The sequence below is a fragment of the Roseateles amylovorans genome, from assembly GCF_025398155.2.
In the GTDB taxonomy this organism is placed as follows: Bacteria; Pseudomonadota; Gammaproteobacteria; order Burkholderiales; family Burkholderiaceae_C; genus Roseateles; species Roseateles amylovorans.
Map to the genome: position 1 here is coordinate 625,047 of NZ_CP104562.2, position 22,906 is coordinate 647,952.

Genomic DNA, 22,906 nt, shown 5'->3' on the forward strand with positions numbered 1-22,906 from the left:
CGGCCCGAAGGCAGATTGAGGTCACCGCGCCCCGGGCACCATGGCCCGGGGTTTTGCCGCGCGAGCGCCTGGAGCCGATCGCCTCAGGCTGCCTTCCACGCCGCCAGCAACTCGTCCCACTTCGCACGCGCGGCCTTGACGTGGCGCTCCTTGACGTGACCGTAGCCGCGGATGTCTTCGGGAATGCGCGCCAGCGCCACCGCTTGCGGCAGGCGCTCGGTGGTCAGGCCCTTGGCCAGGAGGGCGTCCACCGTGGCGCGATAGTCGGCGATCAGCTGGCGCTCCATCTTGCGTTCCTCGGTGTGACCGAACGGATCGAAGGCGGTGCCGCGCAGGCCCTTCATCTTGGCCAGCAGGCCCATCGCCGGCCGTACCCAGCCACCGAAGGCCCGCTTTTGCAGCTCGCCCTGGTCGTTCTTCTTGGCCAGCATCGGCGGGGCGAGGTGATGCACCACCTTGAAGTCGCCTTCGAACTGCGACTTGATCTTGTCCAGGAAGCCGGTGTCGGTGTGCAGGCGGGCGACCTCGTATTCGTCCTTGTAGGCCATCAGCTTGAACAGATAGCGGGCCACGGCCTCGGTGAGCCGGGTGCCGCCGATCGGCGCTTCCGCCGCGCGCACCTTCTCGACGAAGACTCGGTAGTCGTCGGCGTAGGCCGCGTTCTGGTATTGGGTCAGGAACTCCATGCGCTTGGCGATCAGTTCATCCACGCCCTGGCGCTTGACGATGTTGATGACCTGCTGGGCAGCGAACAGGGCCCGCACCGCGGCCAGATCCTGGGCGCAGCGACGGCCCCATTCGAAAGCGGCCTTGTTGTTGTCGATCTGCACGCCGTTGAGCTCGATGGCGCGCATCAGCGCAGCATGGCTCAGCGGCACGCGGCCCTTCTGCCAGGCGAAGCCCAGCATCAGCGGATTGGTGTAGAGCGAGTCGCCCAGCAGCTTCACCGCGATCTCTTCCGCATCGAACATGCCCAGGTGCGCCGTGCCCACGGCCTTGGCCACCGCCGCCTCGCAGGCGGCGCCGGGGAAGGACCAGTTGGCATCATTGACCAGGGTGGCGGTCGGGGAGCCGTGGGTGTTGAGCGCCACAAAGCTGCGGCCTTCGCGCATGACGGCCAGGGTGGTCTTGTTGGCCGCGACGATGGAGTCGCAGGCAATGACCAGGTCCGCCTCGGCTGTGCCGACCTTGGTGCAGTAGATCGCGTCAGCCGTGTTGGCGATCTGGATGTGACTCCAGGTGGCGCCGCCCTTCTGGGCCAGGCCGGCGGCGTCCTGCGTGATCACGCCCTTGCCCTCCAGATGGGCCGCCATGCCGAGCAACTGACCGATGGTGATCACGCCGGTGCCGCCCACGCCGGCCACCACGATGCCCCAGGCCTGGATCGGGTTGGGCACGCTGGGTTGCGGAATGGGCGGCAGCGACGCATCGAACGGGCTGAGCCGCTTGTCCTTCTTCGGCTTCTTCAGCTCGCCGCCCTCGACGGTGACGAAGCTCGGGCAGAAGCCCTTCACGCAGGAGAAGTCCTTGTTGCAGGTGTTCTGGTTGATCTGGCGCTTGCGACCGAATTCGGTCTCCAGCGGTTCGACCGACAGGCAGTTCGATTGCACCGAGCAATCGCCGCAGCCTTCGCAGACCAGTTCATTGATGACGGTGCGCTTGGCCGGGTCGACCAGCTTGCCGCGCTTGCGGCGGCGGCGCTTCTCGGTGGCGCAGGTCTGGTCGTAGATGATGACCGAGGTGCCGGTGATCTCGCGGAACTGGCGCTGGATCGCATCCAGCTCGTCGCGATGGTGCACGGTGACGCCGGCGGCCAGCGGCTTGCCGTCGTACTTCTCGGGCTCGTCGGTGACGATCACCAGCTTGCTCACGCCCTCGGAGATCACGCTGTTCATGATCTGGGTGACGCTGTGGCCCTCGGGCCGCTCGCCGACCTGCTGGCCGCCGGTCATGGCGACCGCATCGTTGTAGAGGATCTTGTAGGTGATGTTCACGCCGGCGGCGATGGACTGGCGGATGGCCAGGATGCCGCTGTGGAAGTAGGTGCCGTCGCCGAGGTTGCTGAAGATGTGCTTTTCATCGGTGAACGGCGCCTGGCCGACCCAGGGCACGCCTTCGCCGCCCATCTGGGTGAAGGTGGCGGTGCTTCGGCCCGGCATCCAGGTGACCATGTAGTGGCAGCCGATGCCGCCGACCGCGCGCGAGCCTTCCGGCACGCGGGTGCTGGTGTTGTGTGGGCAGCCGGAGCAGAACCACGGGGTGCGGTCGGCACCGCCGGCGGTCTTCTCTTCGTTCTTGAGCGACTGTTCCTTGGCATCGATCAGCGCCACCCGGGCCTGCAGGCGTGCGGCGGTGTCGGCATCCACGCCCAGCTTCAACAGACGCTTGGCGATGGCGCGGGCGATGATGGCCGGCGTCAGGTCGGCCTGCGGGCGCAGCAGCCAGTTGGTGCTCGGATTCGGACGGCTCCATTCGCCGCCGCTCTGGTCGTCCTCGGATTCGTCGAACTTGCCCAGCACATTCGGGCGCACATCCGGACGCCAGTTGTACAGCTCCTCCTTGAGCTGGTATTCGATCATCTGGCGCTTTTCCTCGATGACGAGGATCTCCTGCAGGCCCTGCGCGAAGTCGCGGGTGATGGTCGCCTCCAGCGGCCAGACCACATTGACCTTGTGCAACCGGATGCCCAGCCGGCGGCAGGCGTCGTCATCCAGGCCCAGGTCATGCAGCGCCTGCCGGGTGTCGTTCCAGGCCTTGCCCGAGGCGATCAGGCCGATGCGGTCATGCGGCGTGGCGATGACGTTGTGGTTGAGCTTGTTGGCCCGGACATAGGCCAGCGCGGCATACCACTTGAAATCCATCATCCGCGCTTCCTGGTCCAGCGGCGGATCGGGCCAGCGGATATGCAGGCCGCCGGGCGGCATCTCGAAGTCGGTCGGCAGGATGATCTCGACCCGGTCCGGATCCACGCTGACGCTGCTGGACGATTCGACGATCTCCTGGATCGTCTTCAGGCCCGACCACAGGCCGGAGAACCGGCTCATCGCGAACGCATGCAGGCCCATGTCCAGGATGTCCTGCACGCTGGACGGGAAGAACACCGGGAAGCCGACCGCCTTGAACACGTGGTCGCTCTGATGGGCCGCGGTGGAGCTCTTGGCGATGTGGTCATCCCCCGCGATCGCAATCACGCCGCCATGGCGCGAGGTGCCGGCCATGTTGGCGTGCTTGAAGACGTCGATGCAGCGGTCCACGCCGGGACCCTTCCCGTACCACATGCCGAAGACGCCGTCGAACTTCGCCTTTTCCGGGAACAGCGCGAGCTGCTGGGTGCCCCAGACCGCGGTGGCGCCGAGTTCCTCGTTCACACCCGGCTGGAAGACGATGTGCTGCTTGGCCAGGTGCTTCTTGGCGGCCATCAGGGTCTGGTCATAGCCTCCCAGTGGCGAGCCGCGATAACCCGAGATGAAGCCGGCGGTGTTGAGCCCGGCGATGGCGTCACGGGTGCGCTGCAGCATCGGCAGCCGCACCAGCGCCTGGACACCGCTCATGAAGGCGCGACCTTCGTCCAGTGCGTATTTGTCGTCCAGGGTGACGCGCTCAAGCGCACGCAGGATGTGTTCGGGCAAGGGGGCATTCATGACGGGGGAGGCTCCTGATGGGTGGCGGACCTGCGATCCCCGCTTGTGGCCGGGACCGTTTGCCGTGTGCTGCCGATGCGCCAAGTATGGCGTCGAGCATGAGCAAGCGTGCCCGCCAGTGTAGGAAAACTCACTCGGCGAGTGCTTGCTCTTTGTGCCCGCAGTGCGGAGGTTTGAGCAAGAATCTTGCTCGGAATCGCAAAAGGGATGGATATGGCTTCCAAAAACATGCGCCAAGGGAAAACCCTGAGCGCTTCCGCCGCCGGTGCCGCGACGGCTCGGACCGATGTCGTGGAAGCGGTGGACGCGCCCGCCAGCGGCGAACTCGATCGCTTCCATGTGGCGATCCTGGCCGAGTTGCAGCGGGAGGCGCGGCTGTCCAATGCGGAGCTGGCGGCGCGCATCGGCCTGTCGGCAGCGCCCACTTGGCGGCGGGTCCGGTGGTTGGAGGAGCAGGGCTTCATCACCGGTTACCGGGCGGAGATCGACCGTCGCCGCATCGGTCTGGGCGTACTGGCCTTTGTGCGGGTGGATGCGGACCGCAACAACGGCGCCGCCACCAAGCAGCTGGAGGAGGCGATCCGTCTGCTGCCGGAAGTCATTGCCTGCCACTACATCAGCGGTGCGGGCACCTTCGAGCTGGAGGTGATGGCGACCGACCTGGATGCCTTCAGCCGTTTCTCGATCGACACGCTGCTCAATCTCCCGAATGTGAAGGACATCCACACCAGCTTCTCCCTGGGTGAGGTGAAGGCGGGCGGCGCGTTGCCGCTGGGCCACCTCAAGCCGAAAGGCTGAGGCAGCGCGGCCTGGCTGCCGCGTGCCGGTGCGGACCTGCCCCTCGCGACTCGCCGACCTGATGCCGGGCGACGTCGCGCAGGCGCTGTGTCACCGTCCATGGCAAGAAGCCCGGAACCGTGAGGTGGCGGGCGGTGGACTGATGGCCTCTCCCTCGCTCTGAAAGGCCGACGCCATGTTCACCCTCTCTTCCATCCATCCTGGAGCCATGACCGAGTTTGACTGGGCTGAGTGCGGCGACGCCTTGCCGGCGAACGCACAGGGCATCCCCAGTGCGACATTCACGTCGGACGAGGAACTGGCCTTGATGAGATGGATGGTGGACGCGGAACCGACCGAGCAGCGAGAGCTCGCCAATGCCCGGATTCATGAGGCGCTGGCCCAACGGGCTCCTCGTCTCTCGTTGGCGGGGTTAGGGCTCAAGACGGCGCCGCCGTTGACCTGGTGGCCCGAGTTGCTGGAGGTCGACCTGTCAGGGAACCAGATGGTGAACGCCGTGCTGTGTTCACCTTCGCTCCGTCTCCCGGCTGAGGGAACACACGATCGAGCCGGCCCATCTGCCCCCCGGGGTGTATGGCCGCTCCTCTTGCCGCCGCAGGGGAGCGACGCGGCGGAGAACGCCGCCGTCGTGAGACCCGGGTCGCCGACCCGAGTCCAAGATCTGTTGGTGCCAGGACGTCCGGCGGTGGTCCGATCGTTGGCCAGTCCGCAAGTGGCGGGTGCGCCCGGCGTCATCCAGCGACTGGAGACAGCTGGAGCGACAGCCAGCAATGTGGCGAAGTCGGCAGGCACGACCGTGGTGGCGTCTGCCCCGACTCAGCAAGCCCTTCCGGCCCACCTCTCGCCTTGCCTGCCGGTTCCGACGCCGGAGCAGCGCTTTCGGACGCTGGTCTACACGACGACGCCCGGCGAGGCACGCAAGGGGCTGAACAGTGCGGTGGCCATGCTGGTCCGCGCGAAGCAGCTGGGGCTTCCCGTTGACCTCGATCTACTGTCGTTCGCCTGCAAGGTGCCGCGGCACCACTGCCAGCAATTGGAAGCGTTGATCAAGCGGCCCCATTGCCTGACGGCGCTCGGTAGCGTGGCGCGTCGACGGAAGGAGTCGACGGAGGATTATCTGGTCCGCGTGTGGCGGGAGGCCGAACGTCTGGCTCTGGCTCAGGAGCAGGTGAGCTGCCCGAGCCTCTGAAAGCGGCCATCTGGACGGAGGATGGCCCGCCGGGCTGAACGCCTGAACAGAGCCCGAACAAAGCGCCCGAGAAGGCCGCCCCAAGCAGCGAACGGCGCCCGCGCATCTGCCCAGCGCCCGCTGTATCGGTCGGCCTGAGGCCTTTGTGTACAGGCCTGTGATCGATCGCCGCTGGCATAGTCGACGCCTTGTGCTCTTGTCACCGGACCGGCTCATGACTCTTCCGCTTCGCCACTTCCTGCTCGCCCTGTGTGTGGTGGTCATCTGGGGCAGCAATTTCGTGGTGATCCGGGTGGGGCTCAATGAGTTCCCATCGCTGCTGTTCGCGGCGCTGCGTTTCACACTGGCCACCTTGCCGGCGATCCTCCTGTTGCCGCGTCCGAAGCTCGGCTGGCGCAACCTGGCGGCGTACGGGCTGCTGGTGGGTACCGGCCAGTTCGCCTTGCTCTATCTGGCAATGCGCAGCCAGATCTCGCCCGGTCTGGCGTCGCTGGTGATCCAGACTCAGGTGTTCTTCACGCTGCTGCTGGCCATGCGCACCAGTGGAGAGCGGGTGCGAGGGTACCAGTGGCTGGCGTTGGCGTTGGCGGCAGTGGGTGTGGGCGTGATCGCCTTGCACACCGACGGATCGACCACGGTGCTCGGTTTGGTGATGGTGCTGGCGGCGGCGGCCTGCTGGGCCGGTGGCAACATCGTCGGCAAGCGGGCGGTGGGCGTGAACATGCTGGCCTATGTGGTGTGGAGCAGCGCCTTCGCAGCGCCCCCGCTGTGGCTGTTGTCGCTGCTGGTGGACGGTCCGACCCGTGTCGGCGAGGCGCTGGCCCATGCCAGTCCCACCGCCTGGGCCGCGCTGGCCTGGCAGGCGGTGGGCAACACCTTGTTCGGCTATGGCGTGTGGAGCTGGCTGCTGTCGCGCCATCCCGCGGCGACCATCGTGCCCATGGCCTTGCTGGTGCCGATCTTCGGCATGAGCTGCTCGGCCTGGCTGTTGGGCGAAGGGCTGCCACCCTGGAAGCTGGCCGCCGCCGCGCTGGTGATCAGCGGTCTGGCGCTGAACCTGCTGTGGCCCCGGGTGCGCGGTTGGCTGGCGAAGGCCCAGGCGGCCTGAGGGCCGGTGACGGTTCGTCGATCAGGAGACTCAGCATGGTGACGGCGACCAGCTCCCCTTCCTCCGCCCGCGCCCGAGCTCGTTCCCTTTCCGTTGCCGTTGCCGTTGCCGTTGCCGTTGCCAGCATCATGGTCGCGTCCACCTTCGGCCCGTCGGCGCGGGGTCGCCGCATCCTGTCGCGCTGGGCCGCCGTGATGGCGCTGTTGCTGGGGACGTCGACTTCCTGGGCGCAGCTGGTTCCGCCGTCCTCGACGGCAGCGTCAGGCGCCCACCTCATATCGCTGCGCGATCAGGAGATCGCGAGTTGCCAACCCGGCGAAGTGCAGACCTGGAAAGATGGCCGCGATCGTCCGGCCGCTGCCCGGACCTTGCGGTTTGCCTACCGCCATGAGGGCGCGCCGTCCTGGTTCACTGCGGCGCAGGTGCTGGGGCTGGTGCAGAAGTCGGCCCAGGCCTGGACGGCTTGCGGGCTGACGCTGCGGGTGATGGCGATCGCGCGGGATGAGTCACCGCCCGACGATGCCATCCAGATCGTGTGGAGCGAAACCGGCAGCCGCGGTCAGTTCGGATTGGCCAATCTCGCGGCGCGCAGCCTGTCGCTCAGCCCGGGCCTGTTCGGCGTGCTGCGCCAGCGCAATCCGCGCCATCCTGCGGAAGAGACGCTGCAGATGGCGCTCTCCCACGAGATGGGTCACTTCCTGGGGCTGATGGCGCATTCACGCCGGTGCGTGGACGTGATGTCCTATTACGACGACGGTCGCGGTCAGCGGTGCGCCCTGCGTGATCCCGCCAGTTGGGGCACGGTCACCGAATACCGCTCGATGCTGCCCACCGCCTGCGACCTCGAACGTTGCCGCGCCGTCAATCGGTGAGCGGACGCGCCAGGGGCCCGTTCGCGGCGTATGCTGGTTCGCATGACTCATCGCCCATTCCGATTCCTGGCTGCGTCCTCGACCGGCCGGATGTCCGATGTCTGTGCGCAGCCGTCGCCGTCAGGCTTGAGCGCGGCCGTGCCTTGTTCGCGCCGGGGGATGGCGCTCGCCGTCATGGCAGTCGCGCTGTTCGGTGCGATGGCGCCCGCGTGGGCGCAGTCCCTGCCGCGCCAGAACCTGTGGATCGAGTTGCGATGGGTCGATCAGGACCTCAGCGCAGCGGCGGTGGCGGGCGCGCGCGACGGTAGCGTGGTGGTGAGCACGGGGGGCACTGTGTCCTCGCGGGGGGGCGTGACGATCAGCACCCAAACCCGCACCCAGCGCCAGCAAAGCCTGCCGCGCCTGATGGTGCTCAATGGCCAGCAGGCGTCGATCACGCTCAGCGAGGTCACTCCGATCCAGTGGGTCGATATCGGCCTGGAACGTCGTCCGAAGGAGGACCGGATCCAGGCGGTTCCACGCCAGGGCGTGGCCGAGCGTAGCCGCAGCTTCAGCGTGAAGCCCCAATGGCCTGGCGGCCAGCAGCCGGTGACGGTGGAAGTGCGCACCCTGGATCTCGCGCCCCAACTGCCGCCGGGCGCGGCCATGGATTCGGCCCAGCGCCAGGACAGCACCTCGTTGCTCAGCACCGTGCAGGTCGCCATGGGACAGTGGGTCACGATCGCGCGCAGCGGCGGGGTGAGTGTCAGCGCCGATCGCAACACCTACAGCACCCGCGACGCGGAAGTGCAGCGTCTGCGCGAACTTCAGTTGCGGGTGGACGTCGCGCCCTGAAGGCTCGGGCGGTCGGTTGCCTGCAGGCGCAGGGGGGGCGATGAGGGCGCGTGGCTCGAACCCTGGTGAGGTCGAGCGGACTGAAGGTGACCGCAGTTACCCGAGACCACGTCGATGTTGAACTTCCCCACCAGCTTTCATGATCAGACGGCTTCGTCATCGCAGTCAGGCCCGTCGTGCGATGAGCGAGTGCCGCTCGCCGCTGCGGGCGGCCCGCCGAGAGACGAGGTGGATGTGCCGGTGGTCTGGCGCTTGCACGACTACGGCAACGAGGAGCGACTCCAGGCCAACCTGTTGATCATGGACGGCATGAAGCATGGGAACCCGCGGCTTGAACTCCATCGCCTGTCCCTGAACGCGCTGCCTGCCTTTCGGCTCTGGCCGGAATTGAGTGTGCTGGACCTGGGGTTCAACCGGCTGAAGTCGGTGGAGCTGTCCATTCCCCCCTGGCCTCAGTCGATCGAGCTTCTGCTGGATGCCAACCCGGGGATGCCGCATGGAGGTCGTGCCCGGGTTGTTTTCGATCCCGGACGTCCACCTGAGGTGCTTGACGAACGCCACCAACCGTGGCCCTTTCCCATCGGCCTGGGTGTGGATCCTTGGGGCAGCCCTCGGGTGACGATCAGTATGGCCGCGCCGGCGATCGCGCCCGTCATGGAGCATCCGCCATACCGCCCCTTCCCCGTCATTGCCACGGCCACGGCCTCGACAGGCGTCCAGGTGAGCCATCCAGCGAGGGCGGAGCTCGGTGTCGCCATGGCGCCAGTGGTGCCGATCATGTCGCCGATGGGGCCGCCGCGCACCACGGCAATGCCCGTGCCCCGTCGGCAAAGCATGAGATTGGAGGAACTTCGGTCTTTGGCCGTTGAGGTCGCGCGGCGCCGTGGCGAGTCCAAGGAGAGCTTTGCACGGCGCCTGCTCTTGAGCGTATGGGACCAACGATGTTCTGTGACCGCGAGGCAGGTGGAACTGGTCACCAAGCTGTCCGAGGACGATGCGAAAAGCCTTGTGCACACGCGGCGGTGTCGTGGTGCCTTGAATGTGCTGAGGAAATTCCCTGCCATGGAGGGGGAATCGGATGCGGCCCATCTGGAACGACTGAGACGGCTGGACCCGCGGTGCTACTGGGGCTTGCTCGCATTTTTCCCCTCGCTGAGGGGGAGGTTCTTGGCGCCTGACTCGCCCCCCTCGACTCACGAGCATTGATTGGTATTCGACTGGTCTTTGTTTGGGGTAGGCTTGGGGGTCCTCTCTTGAGCCTTCCCATGCGTGCCGATCCCCTCTTTTTCTCGACGATGTCTGCGATGGTGAGCACCGTGTGCCGGTGCCTGCGGTCGTCCATAGCCCGTTTGCTGTGGACGGCGTGCGGGCTGGCAGGCATGGCGAGCGCGTCTGCGTCAGCGGAGTTGAGCGGCGGGCCGGCGGTGGCCTTGCAGGCACCGGGTTATCCGCTGTTCGGCGGCCAGCCGGTGACCTTCGAACGCACCGGCGGGAAGGTGGTCGGCGTCTATGTGCCGAACTGGGAGCCGGTCGAGCTGATCGAGCGGGTGCCCCCGCAAAATCTGACCCACGTGCTTTACGCCTTCCTGCGGCTGTGCGGTCCCGGTCAGTTGGAGAAGGACGCGGCCAAATGCGAGGGCAAGCGCGATTTCGAGATCGGCACCGGCCCGATCGACGATCGATTCAATGACGCCTTTGCCCGCTACAAGCAGCGGGCACCGCATCTGAAGATCGTGGCCTCGGTGGGCGGCTGGGGCGGCTCGGATCCGTTCTTCCACATGGCGCCCGATGCCGCACGCCGCGCGGTGTTTGCTGCCTCGGTCCAGCAATTCCTGCGGGCGCATCCGGCGTTCGACGGCATCGACATCGACTGGGAACATCCCGGCAGCAACGGCTCGGCCAACGGCGTTGCGCTGGGCGGCCCGCAGGACGGGCAGGGCTATGCCGACCTGATGACCGACCTGCGCCGCTCGCTGGACGCGCTCACCGCCGAGACCGGGCGGCCCTATCTGCTGACGACCGCCGTCAATCCGACCTCGCCCATCGTCGACCGGATTCCTTTCAAGCAGGCTGCCGCGCCGCTGGATCTGGTGTTCATGATGAGCTATGACTTCTACGGCGGCTGGTCGCCGGTGGCGGGACACCACACCACGCTGCGCAGCTCGGCCCCGGACGCCGATGACAGCCTGGAACGCGCGGTGCGCAACCTGGAGGCGGCGGGCGTGCCGCGGTCCAAGCTGGTGGCGGGTGTGGCGATGTACGGCCGCGGCTTCACCGGCGTCTCGGTCCCGAAGGCGGGCAGCGCCAAGACCGGCACCTATCCCGGCGCGGAGGGCGCCCAGGGCTACCGGGAGTTCGCCGGGCGGCTGATCGATGCCCATGGGCGGGGCCGGCAGGGCTACCGGACGGTCTGGGATCCGGTGACGCAGTCCTGGTCGCTCTTCCATCCTGCGCTGAAGCTGTGGACGGGTTATGACGACCCGCGCGCGGTGCTGGCCAAGGGCCGGTTCGTCCGGGCGCAGGGCCTGGCCGGCCTCTTTGCCTGGGAGCTGAGCCAGGACAACGGCGATCTGCTCAATGCGATGAACCGTGGCGTGGGCAACGAGGTGCTGTCGACCGGGTCCGCGCAGAAAGAACCGCGCCGGTAACCCGATCCGGGGTCCGGCGGCCGTTCCGTCGCCCTACCATCACGCCATGATCGACACGACTTCTGCCCCTTCCCCGGTCCGCACCGGCCCGTTGCGCATTGCCCTGATCGCCCACGATGGCAAGAAGGGCGAGATGGTGATGCTGGCCGCCGAATTCGCCGACTTCCTCAAGACCTGCACGCTGGTGGCCACCGGCACGACGGGCGCGCGTCTGCATGCGGAGGTGGGCCTGGAGGTGGAGCGGATGCTGTCCGGTCCCCACGGCGGCGATCTGCAGATCGGCGCGCGACTGGCGGTCGGCGGGGTGGACGCGGTCGTGTTCCTGCGCGACCCGATGACGCCGCAGCCGCATGAGCCCGACATCAATGCCCTGGTGCGGGCCTGTGACGTCCACAACGTTCCCTGCGCCACCAATGTGTCCAGCGCGCGCCTGCTGTTGACGGCGATTCAGTTGCCGAGGACTTGAGCCCGCGTTGGGTGGCCTGGGTATTGGCTGGACGTCGGAGGTTGTCGACAGGCATTCATCGGTGAGCTGGGGCTGGGCTTGTATCAGGCGTTTGGAGACTCGTTGAGTCTTTATGTCTGGATCAGTTGCTCCTTCATCTTTGAGCTTTGCCAGCGCCTCAGGGGTGACCATCCGCGGCACCGTGGGCCTTGGCGTGGGACAGCAGTAGGCTGGATGCGAACATTCGCCCAACGTCACGCAATGACCGCTCTTGCCAAGAGCTGCCGTCTAGCTAGCCGCGAAAGCTCGAACGTTCTTCAAAGTCATCGAGCGACCAGTGTCGATGACCCCTTGTGTGACCAGCTCACGTCAGAGCCATCGAGTCACGGCATCCAGCAGCGAAGGTGTGCCTGATGTTGCGCATATTGCGGTGATGGCCACGATTCGAAGGTCACGGGAAATCACGGCCCAAAGCCTCTCTCGGTCGTGCTTGAAGCTTGAGTAAATGTTCTTCTGCTCGGACATAGCCACCTCGTGTCAATCCTGAATCCGCCCAACTCAATGTCGTCGAGTAGGTACGCCAGATTGATCCGAATGGTGCGCGTCATTCGGCTGCATGTAGGCAGGAGGATGGCGACACAAGTTCCGACTAAGAACGCTTGACTCTTCCACCGCCCCTTTCGAGACGTGCGAACCACGCGTGCAGCTGAAACTGATTCAGCGTCAACTGCACACGATGACGCAGTTCGGGTTCACGCGAACGATCGACGACGTCGGCCATCTCTCGGACCGCGTATTGGCTGAGATTGAGCCCCTGCGCCCGTTGCCAACGGTCCAGGTCGAGGAACTGTAGAAGACCAACGTTTGAGAGAGTGCGAAGTTCGTGAGACTTCAACTTCAGGCTCGCGGCTTCGCGGTACGGCTGTGAGCCGCCAATCTGCGCCAGGCTTTGGCGTTCGGAAGCGAGAAACGCGTCGAAATCAGCGCGAAGCACGTCGTCGGGGAGCGAGAGATCGATGCGAACAAACCGGCTCACCATCTGAGGGGAGAAGGCATGGTCGAGCCTTCCAGCGAACGCGCCTCGCCCCGTGGCTGAGCGATTGCCATTCTGCAGCCGAACGCCGCGAGCGCGAACATCTTCGGGCAGCATCTTTTCGAACGCGTACAGCGCGCCGACGCTGAGCGGATCTATGCCAGAGCGCACCTTTCCAAATCGCAGCGCGTTCCAAATGTCCGACGGCAACTGAGGCCGTCGGCAGGCCTCGTCGAACGCGTGAAGTGAGTCGTCCCACTCGGCCGAACTGAATGAGTAGACCCAGCGATGAGCGTCGGCCATGTGCATGCGCTTAATCTGCTGGCTGTCTGCGCGTCGGAGCACGGGGCCCGCTGCTCTGAGAGCAGCTTCTGTCTGCGGCTGTGTGTCGCTGTGCAGCCATCGGCGAACGCTTAGATTGAGGAGCCAATCGCCTGCGTCCAACTCCTCCGCGGCGCGATAGGCATCCCGTACGTACCACCCGGGGGGAGAAGGAGTTCGTTTTTTCCCTACCACGTGGCCCCCTGCATACTCTGCCGGCGGGGCTTCACAGTCTTGCCTCGGAAGCCACGCTACGGGTCAACAGCGTCGGCCAAGGCGCGCCAGTAGCGATATCGGGGTGGCGTGGCTCGCCTGACGCTACACCGTGCATGTCGCGCAGTTCATCGATGTGAACTAGGCATGCCAGTGCAAGGCTAGCCTCCTCGCTGGTAGCAGTGCGGGATAGCTCGAACAGCCGCCTGCGAAGTGACGGCACTGGCGCGCTGATTTGTTCATAGGCACCGGCCCAGTCTGACAGCGGCCGCCGCTCCACGGCCAGGTTCTCGATTGCCGAGTCGAGCGTGCCGCTGAATGCTCTTCCGGTGGCGCTGTGGCTGCCGACAAGGAGCATGACGCCGGCTTCGTCAGGCGTTTCCGCCACGGCGTATTCCAGGATCGCCATCGCCGGCGGCGGAACCCCGGATGCCACCCGCGCATATACGTCGGCCCGAAATTCAGGATGGGACCGCATGCCGGCCGCGAGCCTCCGGCCGAATGTCCAGGTGTCCGGCTGGCCTCCCTCGCCCTTCGCTTCGCCGTCACAAATCAGGTCAAGTAGTGCGCGCAGCGATGACAGCGTATCCCGGTTCTCCAAGGCGGCGAACCAGTAATAGTCAGACAGGAATCGCGCATCCTCCTTTGCCAGGCACATGAGGACCTGTTCGGCGGCGTCGGACGGAGCAAACCCCAAAGCCGACAGCAATGGGCGAAGACGCCACGGCAAGCGGATGTGCGGGTGCAAGCGCGCGAGCACATCCAACGTAACCTCTGGCCGGCTCGTGAAGGGCAGCAGCAACAGCCAACGATCAATCTCGCCTTGGTTTTCCTGCAGCAGCCACGGCTTCGTCTTCGCATCTTCGAGCAGCGCGTCGATGCTTTCAACGATCAGCTGGGCGTCGATCAGTTCTCCCGCGTTCACCAGCGCCGTGAAGAACCTGAGCTTCTTGCCGTATGGCTGCGGCAGTCGCTGCAGCCGATCGATGATGGCTCGCTTGTCACCGTAGGGCAGGGCCAGGGCGGTCGCGGCGAGCTGCAGGGCATGGGCCAGGGCCTCATCGCCTGCGCCGTCCTGCAGGAGCTTGTCCACGGCGGCAAAGATCGCCTCTGCGATCGAACAAGTTTCCGGGGCCAAAGAGCCCTGCCGTTCGGCGCGCCGCATCCGCACATTGGAAAATTCCGGCAGCCCTCTGAAGGGCGTGTCATTCGTCATCCCCAGCTGTCGCTGCCCAATCGCAGACAGCGCCCCGGCGGCGTCAATCCCGAACCCGCCGAGGCCGGTGTCCATAAGGTAGGACTGCAATGTCGCGATTGCCTGATCGTCACCGATCGCGACAAACGCGCGCGCATACTGCAAGTTCCAGGAGTGAAAGGCCTCCGACGCGCCATCGTGCTTGCCGCGTGCCCGTGCCGCGATGCTCTCTTCCCGCTGCTGGCGCCATTGCTTCAGATCGCGGGCCAGCATGCGCGCAAGCGGCTCCGTCAGTTCCAGGGCGGCCAGCCTCTCGATGACACGCGCAACTTCGCCGAGGATGCGCCGCGGCGAAGTTTCGTCAGCGAGCAATACGTCGACCCACCTTCGCACGGTAGCGATCAATGCGTCGCGGGAGGCATCACCGAGACCCAGGCGGCCACGATCTCCGCTTTCGCCGTGCCGCGCGATGAGATCGGCCAAATCCCCGATGGCCGTTGGATCTGAAGTGCACGCGCGCGGCAGCACGGCCGCGATGAAAGACTCCAACGGCGTCAACGCGACCAAGCCTCGGACGCGATGGTATTCGTCGTGGCTTATTGCCGGCGGCGACTGTTTGAGCTGTTCGCGCATGCCGGGCAGTGCGTCGATGAGTCTGCCCGTCGTGTTGGAGCCGAGAAGCCCCGCTGCGGCGTTTGCGAGTTGTCGGTCGACATCCGCTTCCAGCGCCAGTTCGGCGATCGGCCCGTCGTCAACAATGACGGTGCTCCCGCGCAGCAACTCCTCGGCGCGGAACGGAAACGGCAGGCGCCGTTCCAGGCGGCCGCGAAGCGCGTCCCTGACCTCTTCCGGATAGAGCCGGCCTGCTTCGTCGATCGCACTCCAGGCGCGCTCCTCTTCGTCGCTGAAGTCGCCGGCCTCGATTAAAGGCTTGATTGCCGCGGCAACAGCCTGCCGATCATCATTCTTGTGCAGCAGCGCGCGCAGCTTTTGCGCGGCGCTCTGTTCATCCTGGATCAATTGCTGGGACTCCTGCCGCATGCGCTCCAGCAGCCCAGGCGGCATTGACTCTTCTGCATAGCCCTTGCGCGCGAGCGCCTGCCAGACTTCACGCGGAGCCGCGGTCAGGAGCCGTTGCAGTTGCCGGTTCGCGCGCCTGAAGTGCAGCGATTCCGCGACGCTGTTCATTACAACGGCGTCGCCATCGGACAGGGCGATGCTTGTGGCCGTCTCGATCCCTTGAACACCACCGTACATCACAAGCTCGGACAGCAAGTGCGATCGATGCGTGGGCGGCAGCTTCGAAATGCGGCTTGCAATGTCACTCCCCAGCACTGAAGGCCGGAAGCGGCCGCCGACACGCGTTGCTTTCAGGTAGACCTGATCATTCGGGTCCGCGAGGAATGCCCACAGGGTTTCCGCAAACTCGGCGCGGCCGGTCTTTATCATGAACCGCACCGCGCGGTCAATTTCCTTCGGCGTGTGCCAGCGGTCAGCAAATTCGACGACGCGATCCTTGACGGCACTCCACAAAGTGTCAGAGCTTCGGTAGATCGCCTCGGCCGCAAGCATCGGGTCAATGGTGAGCGCTTCAAGGATAAGGGTCACGGCGCCCGCCACGCCGTCGGCATCGCCACGCGAGGCCCGCTCGCATGCGAACAGCACCGCTTCTTCCCATGCATCCGTATTGAGGACTTCGGTTCGCATGCGCTTCCGGGCCTCGACGTCCCCAGCCGCGGCGGCCCGCGCTAGTGCTTCGACTTCATGCGAGGCGAACCATTCTTGAAACTGCTGATGCTGAAACTCGACACCGCTCGCGGTGCGGACCAGCAGGTGGTGGCTGACAAGGGCTGCCAGCACGACGTCGGGCTGAGGCGCCGTCATTTGGCCTTCGCGAACAAGCCGGCCCGCCACATCGCTTATCAGTCTCCTAGCGCGATGATCCGACACCGTGACGCTGTCCGCCACGGTCGCATCGATGGCTATCGCCGAAAGCATCTCTCCATGAAATCCCGCGGTCGCGCTTTGCAAGACCTCGTGCGCGGCCGCATTGCGGTCAATCTCAGCGACGAAGAGGCGTAGCACTTCCTCTTTCGTCGTGGGCAGGTTTCCGCCCGGCGTGTCCGAGAGGAGTTTGGTTAGATACAGCGGAATCGCTACAAGATCGCGGAGGCCGCTGGTCCGCCAGGCCTGATCGAGCAAGCCTTCCCCGGCTTCGCCGCGGTAGGCGCGCGCGATAGCCAGCTGTTGCGCTTCCGACAGCGGTTCAATCTCGACCACCGGGCCTGAGATCGGCACATCCAGCGCCTGAACGCGCGTGCTCATCACGATGCCGAGGCCGGGGAAGTCGCGCTGCATGCCTTGAACTTCAGAACGCAGGCGCTTTCGCGACGGCCTATCCAACTCGTTCCAGCCATCCATGCAGAGGACCAGGCGGCCCCCGTCAGCGAGAAGTTTCAGATGCTCTTCGCGCTCCCCGGCGAACGCGGCACGCCGAACGATCGACTGCAGCAAAGTTTGTCCCTGTGCAGACCATTCGCTCAAGGGAACGAACGCGGCGACAAGGTTCTCGTTTGCCGCGATGCTGCGGACAACTTGAAGAAGTGTTGTGGTCTTTCCTGTGCCAGGCGGGGCCACGACAACAATTTCGTTGAACGTTCCAATCGCGGCGGCGAGTCCCGCCACTCCGAACGGCGTGACACGCTCGCTTTCGATCAGCCGCAATCCGAGCGCGATCACGTCAGCAGGAGACTTGAGTGCCGCCAAAAACGCGTCGAGATCGCGCGCAGCGGCCGCCCGCAGCCGCGCAGTTACCGCCTCGACGTTGTCCCGCGGCAAGAGGCCCAGCCTTTGCGCCAAACCGACTGTCGATGATCCTGCTTCGGGCTGCAGCGCGTTTGCATCGGGTGCCTGCAGAGTGAGGATCGCGAACGCCGAACTTGCCTCCGCTTGCTGTTTCCAACTCTTGAGCTGGTCGACAGTGAAGTGGGCATGGTCGTCGTCGATCTGCTTCGCGTGAGCCGAACACAACCAAATGCCGTTCGATGCGTCTCGCCGCTCTTCGGCCGTCTGCAGCGGGTCATAGCGGGGGCCACCTGGGGCCGCTCCCTTGATATGCGCGGCGACGCCAACACTAACGAACTTGGCGTCGTCTCCAAGCGCCGCGCCGGCGGTTGGGCGCCGGCAGTCAGGATTCGAGCAAGCGTAGCCAGCCCGGCCGGCGAGCATGCTCTTTGTCCTCGTGGAAAAGTCATCGCGTGTCGCCACTGTTCTGCCGCTGCTTACCCTCGTTTGCCACCCTCGAATCATAGGACCGATGACAAGATCTTGGTCCAATGGAGGGGGAGTGTCACTGCCAGTTTAGGTTTGCTCAAGGCGGCACATTGTTCGGCTCTCTGTTCGAATGGCTGCTTGGCACGATGAAGCTGCCAGTGAGCGCACTCAGATCAAGGACAGCAACCGCTGCGTTGCTGACACATAGACTCGGCGGCTTCGGGCTCGCAGCGGTCATTCTGAGCCGTCAGCGGCGTCCTGCAGCCGAACCGTTGATGGGCGCGAATCGCTTGATCCGGTCACGGGCATGGAGGTCCACCCGAAGGCCCACTTCGGGCTGGCCATCCAGACGAGGCCCTAGCGTATGAATTGCATCGCAGATTTCGAGGCCGACTGAGGTCAAACGCCCATCCAGGGGGACACCGCAAGAGTGAATGGTCGCGGAACGACGATCAACCTCGGAGAAAACGGTAAGTCCGCCCGCTCCAAAGTGGTAGTACGAGGAACCAGATTCCTTTGGGTGGATGCCCAGGAAGAAGAGCAGTGCGTGGCTTCGATAGTTGTGCGCGACCTGCACCGCCACGCCATAGCTCATCTCCCAGTCGATGGACCAGCACCCATACCCGTTTCCCGCAATCTCCATTGCCGCTTGAAACTCCTCCCATTCGGGCGCAAAGAGCTGACGAAGTATCCACATGATCGGAGGCTAACCCAAGTTGCTGGCGGTCTCTGCGAGAGATGTCCGCTTCCGCTGCAATGCTGCAGTCCGCCTTCTCTGATCGGAAGTCGCCAATGAGTCGAGCACCTGAGTTCCCATGCACGGCTAGCAGATGCCCGAGATGACCTCGCGTCAAACCCAGCCTTGGCGCCAAAGACACGCATCGGTGAGCTCGCGCCAGTGCAATAGATACACCTGCTTGGAATGCACGGCCTCCAGTTCGACTTGCTCGACACGCATCGAGGGTGGTTCGGGCTCGATGACGCGCGTGACGACGAAGTGCTTTTCGCGATTGCGCGGCTTCACCGCCGTCCACTTCGTCAGCAACAGCTTCTTTGGGCTCAGCGGGTTCTTCGGCGCCCCATGTTTGGACGCAGTCGCTACAGCCACGGGCTCGGGATTCGGTTTCATAGGGAGTGATGATGCCGCAGGCGTCGACCAATCAGCGGCTGTTCGCCGGACACGCCACATTCATCCTGCGCCTCTACGCTTCGGCGAACGACTGCTCGACGCTGATCACCGCGAGTAGCGCTGTCGAGCGTTGATCAAAGCAACTGCGGCAAAGCGGCCATTGATGGTGGGGGCCGCTTCCCGCTGGCGACGGACGTTAGCTCGCGTTCATCAGGCAAGTTGGGTGGACACCGTCCTGGCCCTCGTTGCCGTTGAGGCCCGGCCCAGGCGCTGATGGCGCGTCGTCGATCGCACTCCCCTGGATTGAGCGGGCGCCCCGCAGGCGCGAGCCGGGCGCCGCCTATGATGGTGCTTTTATTCACGGCCAGTCGCCCCTGCCGTCCGCCCGGACTGCGGCGAGGCCGATCACCGGCGTTCACCGCCGGGAGATCGTGATGACGGCCCCAGGGGAGTTTCTCGATGTTTGGACGTTCGACGCATCCGCGGATGCTGCCGTTGATGCTTGCCTGCGCGCTCGCCGGTTGCGGCGGGGGAGGAGGCGGCGAGTCGTCGGCGACCCCGGGCGGCAACGCGGGCACAGTGGCGCCCGATCCGGCGCTGGTGCAACCCCACATGGTCTCGCCCCTGCCCTACAACGTCGCCGTGCCGACCGGGACCGTGCTGCGGGTCGTGGCCGGCTTCAGCTTCGAACGCTATGACCAGGTGGTCCCCGACAGCTTCCGCTACGGTTGGACCGTCGGCGGTGTCGCCATCGACACGCCCGGCTTCGAGTGGGTCGCCACGACGCCCGGCAGCCTGACCGTGGACTTGAAGGTCACCGACGCCGGCGGTCATGTCAGGGCCGCCGCATCGGACGCGCTGAGCGTCAGGTCGGTGCAGGTCGATCCGGTGATCGTCAGCCTCGGCGGCGCCGGCATGCGAGACGGCGGCCCCTTGGCCCGCTTCAACCAGCCCGTCGGCCTGCTGCCGGCCACTGACGGCGGCATGCTGGTGCTGGACCAGGGCAACAGCGTCATCCGCAAGATCGGCAAGGACGGCGTGGTGTCCACCGTCGCTGGCGTGCCGACGCTGGGCGGCGACCAGCTCGGCAAGAACGGCGTCGCGCGCCTGGGCGCGCCATTGAGCTTCACGCGCGATGCTGCGGGCAATCTCTACGTCGCGGACGTCTACCGCCTGCTGAAGGTGTCGCCGCAGGGCGCGATCACCGCCGTCCCCGGCGGCCTGTACGCCGGCCGGTTGGCCGACACCGCGCCAGGCGTGTCCTGGACCCGGGTCATCGCGGCGACGCCGAACGGAGATCTCTACGTCGCGAGCCGGAACACGGTACGCCTGCTCAAGGGCGGCACCGCGACGCTGCTGAGCGGCTCCCTGGACGTCTTCGACAACGTCGACGGCGCGCAGGCGGACGCGCGCTTCACGGACATCCGGGCGATGGTCGTCGGCCCCGACGGCGAGCTGTGGATCCAGGACGGCTGCACGCGCTTGCGTCGCCTGTCGCGCGACGGCAGGGTGGACACGGTCGCCCGCACGCCCGACGCGGTCTATCCAGGGCGTTGCGGCACCGGCCTGGCCGTGGCGCCGGGCGGCGGCGTCTACCTGGCCACGGCCTCCGACGTGACGCTGGTGAAGCCGGACGGGTCGATGCAGACGGTACTGGGACATGGTGGCGTGGACGCGGTGGCGGTCGACGCCGACGGCACCCTCCACACGGCGCTCACCGACGATCACACGGTCACGCGCCACGTGATCGGTGCGCCCTACACCTTCGGGCTGTCGCCCAAAGAGCGGTCGAGCTTCCCGTCGCCGTTCCAGGACCTGGCGTCATTCGGCGAGGTCCGGAGCTTCGGCGTTCACCCCAGCGGCGACCTGTACTTCATCGACAACGCCCGGCTGTGCCGGGTCGCTTCTCCGTCCGGGGACGTGGGCTGCGTGGCGGGCCGCAAGGACAGCACCGACCCGGTCGACGGCTCGCCGATCGTGGCGCGGCTGTCCACATGGCAGGACGCTGAAGTGACGATCGATCGCGCTGGGCAGGTGTACTTCTCCGACTTCCAGACGCTGCGACGCTACACCCCCTCGACCGGCGAGATCGCCACGATCGCGGGCGACCCGAGGACGATGGGGGCGATCGAGGATGCGGACGGCGCGGGGGCGGCGGCCGCGTTCCGCCGGCCACGGTCGCTGACGACGGACAGCAAGGGCAACGTCTACGCGATCGCCAACCAGAACCGCGTCCTCCGGATCACGCCGGCGGGCGTCGTCACGACGCTGGTCCGTTACAGCGACGGCAACTGGAACCTGGACCGCCTGGCGGTGGGGACGGACGACCAGTTGTACGCGATGAACAACCTGGGCATCTTCAAGGTCGTCGAAGGCAGCGCGTTGACGCGCGTGGACTGGCCGAAGAATCCGAGGCTGTTGCCTGGGTTCTCTGGCGGTGCCGTCGTGACAGGGCCCGACGGTGCGTTCTGGATCCTGAACACCGTGGCCGACACGCGCGACCTGGCCTGGCTGGAGCGCGCGACGCTGACCGAGCGGCGGGATGTGCTCTGGTTCGGACCGGTGCGCCGCCAGGTGGTCGTCGGCATGCCGGAGCATGAGTTCGACCTGAAGTTCCGCGCCGTCGGCATCGATGCGCAAGGGCGGCTGGTGATGTCGGAGCGGGGCCGGTTCGGGTTCTGGCGCCTGTCGGAACCCGTGTCGGCGGGGCTCTGAGAGCGGGACCGTTCCGCCGGGCGGAGCGGTCCGGTCCGCAGCGCCGGTGGACGACCGCTGCGATCCCATTCATTCACGACCACGCGCCGGACCGCAAGGCAGAATCCAGACGTCCGGGGCGGGGCCGGCGTCAGGCCAGCCGGGAAGCCCCTCTTGAGGAATGGAGCAGCATCAATGGCACTGACGAAGAAGGGCGAGTTCTGGTACGGGACCACGTCCGGCGACACCCAAGCCGAACTGCGCAGCTACAGCGTGGCGAATCGCCATGAGGCCGTCAGGTTTGCCTCGTCCCAATGCGATTGCGGATGCCGGACCTTCGCGTTGCAGACGGATGAAGAGGCCGGGGTGGCCATCCGCACCTGCACCGACTGCGGGCAGGACCACCTGATGGGCGACAGCGCGGACCACATGGACAACGCCGCGCCCGAGGCGCACGAGTGCGTGTGCGAGAACGAGGTGTTCGAACTGGTGTCCGGGGTCTCCGTGCACGAAGGCACCCATGACGTGCGCTGGTACTACATTGCCTGCCACTGCGTGGAATGCAACCTGGTCGGGGTCTTCGCAGACTGGCAGTGCGAAGCAGGGGATGCGGCAACCTTCCTCGCCAAGGTCTGATCAGCGTTCCCCCTTGGCCAATGGCATCATCCGCGCCGTTCGCAAACAGGGAGAACACACAAGATGAAGCAAACCGACACCTGCCAGGCGGGTTCCGCGCGTTCGTTCGGCGCCGCCCGTGTCGTCATGGGGCGGGCGGCGGCGATGGCGTGGACGCTGTCACTGACCTGCGGCCTCGCGCAGGCGCAGGCCTCGGACCAACCGCCGGCACCGACGACGGCGTCTGCAGCCGCAGCGACGCCAGCCACCGCACGGCCGCCTCCACATCGCCGTCGGACGATCCGCTGGTGCCGCATGACGAGCAGATCGGCGGGCAGTCGCAAGCGCTCTGGTCGCGCGATTGGTGGCAATGGGCCGGTTCGTTCAGCCAAGCGGCCAGCCCGATCGCCGATCGCAGTGGCGTGCTGTGCGCCAGCGGTCAGTCAGGGGAGGTCTGGTTCCTGGCCGGCACCTATGGCACCCAGCGCACCATCCGCAGCTGCCATGTGCCGCGCGGCAAGTACCTGTTCTTCCCGCTCATCAACTACATGGTGACCGCCGCCCCGGGCATGACCACCACCTGCCTCTCCGTCCAGCGGACGGCGCTGCGCATCACCGACGACGTGTCGGACCTGGTGCTGGAGGTGGACGGTCGGCGATTCGACCAATTGGCGCTGCATCGGCAGCACACCAGCGAGTGCTTCGACCTGGGCGCCCGCGCCAAGCCCAAGGTGCGGATGTTCCCGACCGCCGCCAACGGCTACTACGTGATGCTCAGGCCGCTCTCGCCCGGCCGGCACACCCTGAACTTCGGCGGTGCACTGCCCAGCATGCTGCAGGCCGTGTCGTACAACTTGATCGTGGACTGATCTTCACGCCACGCCACACATGACCACAA

The 22,906-nt window shown here is 65.9% G+C and carries 17 protein-coding genes; 12 read left to right on the plus strand and 5 right to left on the minus strand.

The features are described from left to right. Positions 1-83: 83 nt before the first annotated feature. Positions 84-3,641, minus strand: a complete 3,558-nt coding sequence (locus N4261_RS02660) for an indolepyruvate ferredoxin oxidoreductase family protein (protein ID WP_261758692.1) — start codon at positions 3,639-3,641, stop codon at positions 84-86. A gap of 213 nt (positions 3,642-3,854) precedes the next feature. On the opposite strand from N4261_RS02660, the gene N4261_RS02665 reads away from it, so the two are divergent. The 8 genes from N4261_RS02665 to N4261_RS02700 all read left to right on the plus strand — a co-directional run bounded on the left by N4261_RS02665 (position 3,855) and on the right by N4261_RS02700 (position 11,556). After that, on the plus strand, positions 3,855-4,439 hold the full coding sequence (locus N4261_RS02665) for an Lrp/AsnC family transcriptional regulator (protein WP_261758693.1): 585 nt from the start codon (positions 3,855-3,857) through the stop codon (positions 4,437-4,439). A 175-nt stretch (positions 4,440-4,614) separates the two neighbouring features. Next, positions 4,615-5,628: a hypothetical protein gene (locus N4261_RS02670; RefSeq protein WP_261758694.1), complete on the plus strand. Its 1,014-nt coding sequence runs from the start codon at positions 4,615-4,617 to the stop codon at positions 5,626-5,628. A gap of 214 nt (positions 5,629-5,842) precedes the next feature. Further along, positions 5,843-6,736, plus strand: a complete 894-nt coding sequence (locus N4261_RS02675) for an EamA family transporter (RefSeq protein WP_261758695.1) — start codon at positions 5,843-5,845, stop codon at positions 6,734-6,736. A 128-nt stretch (positions 6,737-6,864) separates the two neighbouring features. After that, positions 6,865-7,608: a zinc metalloprotease gene (locus N4261_RS02680; protein ID WP_261758696.1), complete on the plus strand. Its 744-nt coding sequence runs from the start codon at positions 6,865-6,867 to the stop codon at positions 7,606-7,608. Positions 7,609-7,782: 174 nt separating this feature from the next. Further along, on the plus strand, positions 7,783-8,442 hold the full coding sequence (locus N4261_RS02685) for a hypothetical protein (protein ID WP_261758697.1): 660 nt from the start codon (positions 7,783-7,785) through the stop codon (positions 8,440-8,442). 114 nt (positions 8,443-8,556) lie between these two features. Next, positions 8,557-9,648 carry a hypothetical protein gene (locus tag N4261_RS02690; protein ID WP_261758698.1) on the plus strand — a complete coding sequence of 364 codons (1,092 nt, stop codon included), beginning with the start codon at positions 8,557-8,559 and terminating at the stop codon, positions 9,646-9,648. Between the two features lie 173 nt (positions 9,649-9,821). Further along, positions 9,822-11,090 (plus strand): glycoside hydrolase family 18 protein, encoded by a 1,269-nt coding sequence (locus tag N4261_RS02695; RefSeq protein ID WP_261758699.1) that lies wholly within the window; start codon positions 9,822-9,824, stop codon positions 11,088-11,090. A gap of 46 nt (positions 11,091-11,136) precedes the next feature. Then, the gene (locus tag N4261_RS02700; protein WP_261758700.1) at positions 11,137-11,556 is read left to right on the plus strand and encodes a methylglyoxal synthase; all 420 of its coding nucleotides are present in this window, start codon (positions 11,137-11,139) and stop codon (positions 11,554-11,556) included. A 628-nt stretch (positions 11,557-12,184) separates the two neighbouring features. Here N4261_RS02700 and N4261_RS02705 read toward each other — a convergent pair. From N4261_RS02705 to N4261_RS02720, 4 genes are all read right to left on the minus strand, one after another. After that, positions 12,185-13,084, minus strand: coding sequence for a DUF6387 family protein (locus N4261_RS02705; RefSeq protein ID WP_494338143.1), 900 nt, complete (start codon positions 13,082-13,084; stop codon positions 12,185-12,187). Positions 13,085-13,115: 31 nt separating this feature from the next. Beyond that, positions 13,116-17,525 (minus strand): NACHT domain-containing protein, encoded by a 4,410-nt coding sequence (locus N4261_RS02710; protein WP_261758702.1) that lies wholly within the window; start codon positions 17,523-17,525, stop codon positions 13,116-13,118. 292 nt (positions 17,526-17,817) lie between these two features. Then, complete coding sequence (locus N4261_RS02715) at positions 17,818-18,267, minus strand: hypothetical protein (protein ID WP_261758703.1); 450 nt, start codon at positions 18,265-18,267, stop codon at positions 17,818-17,820. 153 nt (positions 18,268-18,420) lie between these two features. Then, positions 18,421-18,699: a TIGR02450 family Trp-rich protein gene (locus N4261_RS02720; RefSeq protein ID WP_354005397.1), complete on the minus strand. Its 279-nt coding sequence runs from the start codon at positions 18,697-18,699 to the stop codon at positions 18,421-18,423. An 11-nt stretch (positions 18,700-18,710) separates the two neighbouring features. Here N4261_RS02720 and N4261_RS02725 point away from each other — a divergent pair, with 11 nt between their 5' ends. From N4261_RS02725 to N4261_RS02740, 4 genes are all read left to right on the plus strand, one after another. Then, positions 18,711-18,833 carry a hypothetical protein gene (locus tag N4261_RS02725; protein ID WP_261758704.1) on the plus strand — a complete coding sequence of 41 codons (123 nt, stop codon included), beginning with the start codon at positions 18,711-18,713 and terminating at the stop codon, positions 18,831-18,833. A gap of 325 nt (positions 18,834-19,158) precedes the next feature. After that, on the plus strand, positions 19,159-21,414 hold the full coding sequence (locus N4261_RS02730; protein ID WP_261758705.1) for an NHL repeat-containing protein: 2,256 nt from the start codon (positions 19,159-19,161) through the stop codon (positions 21,412-21,414). A gap of 174 nt (positions 21,415-21,588) precedes the next feature. Then, entirely contained in the window at positions 21,589-22,029 is a 441-nt protein-coding gene (locus tag N4261_RS02735; protein WP_261758706.1) for a hypothetical protein, read from the plus strand. A gap of 149 nt (positions 22,030-22,178) precedes the next feature. Continuing rightward, entirely contained in the window at positions 22,179-22,877 is a 699-nt protein-coding gene (locus tag N4261_RS02740) for a hypothetical protein (protein ID WP_261758707.1), read from the plus strand. Positions 22,878-22,906 lie beyond the last annotated feature (29 nt).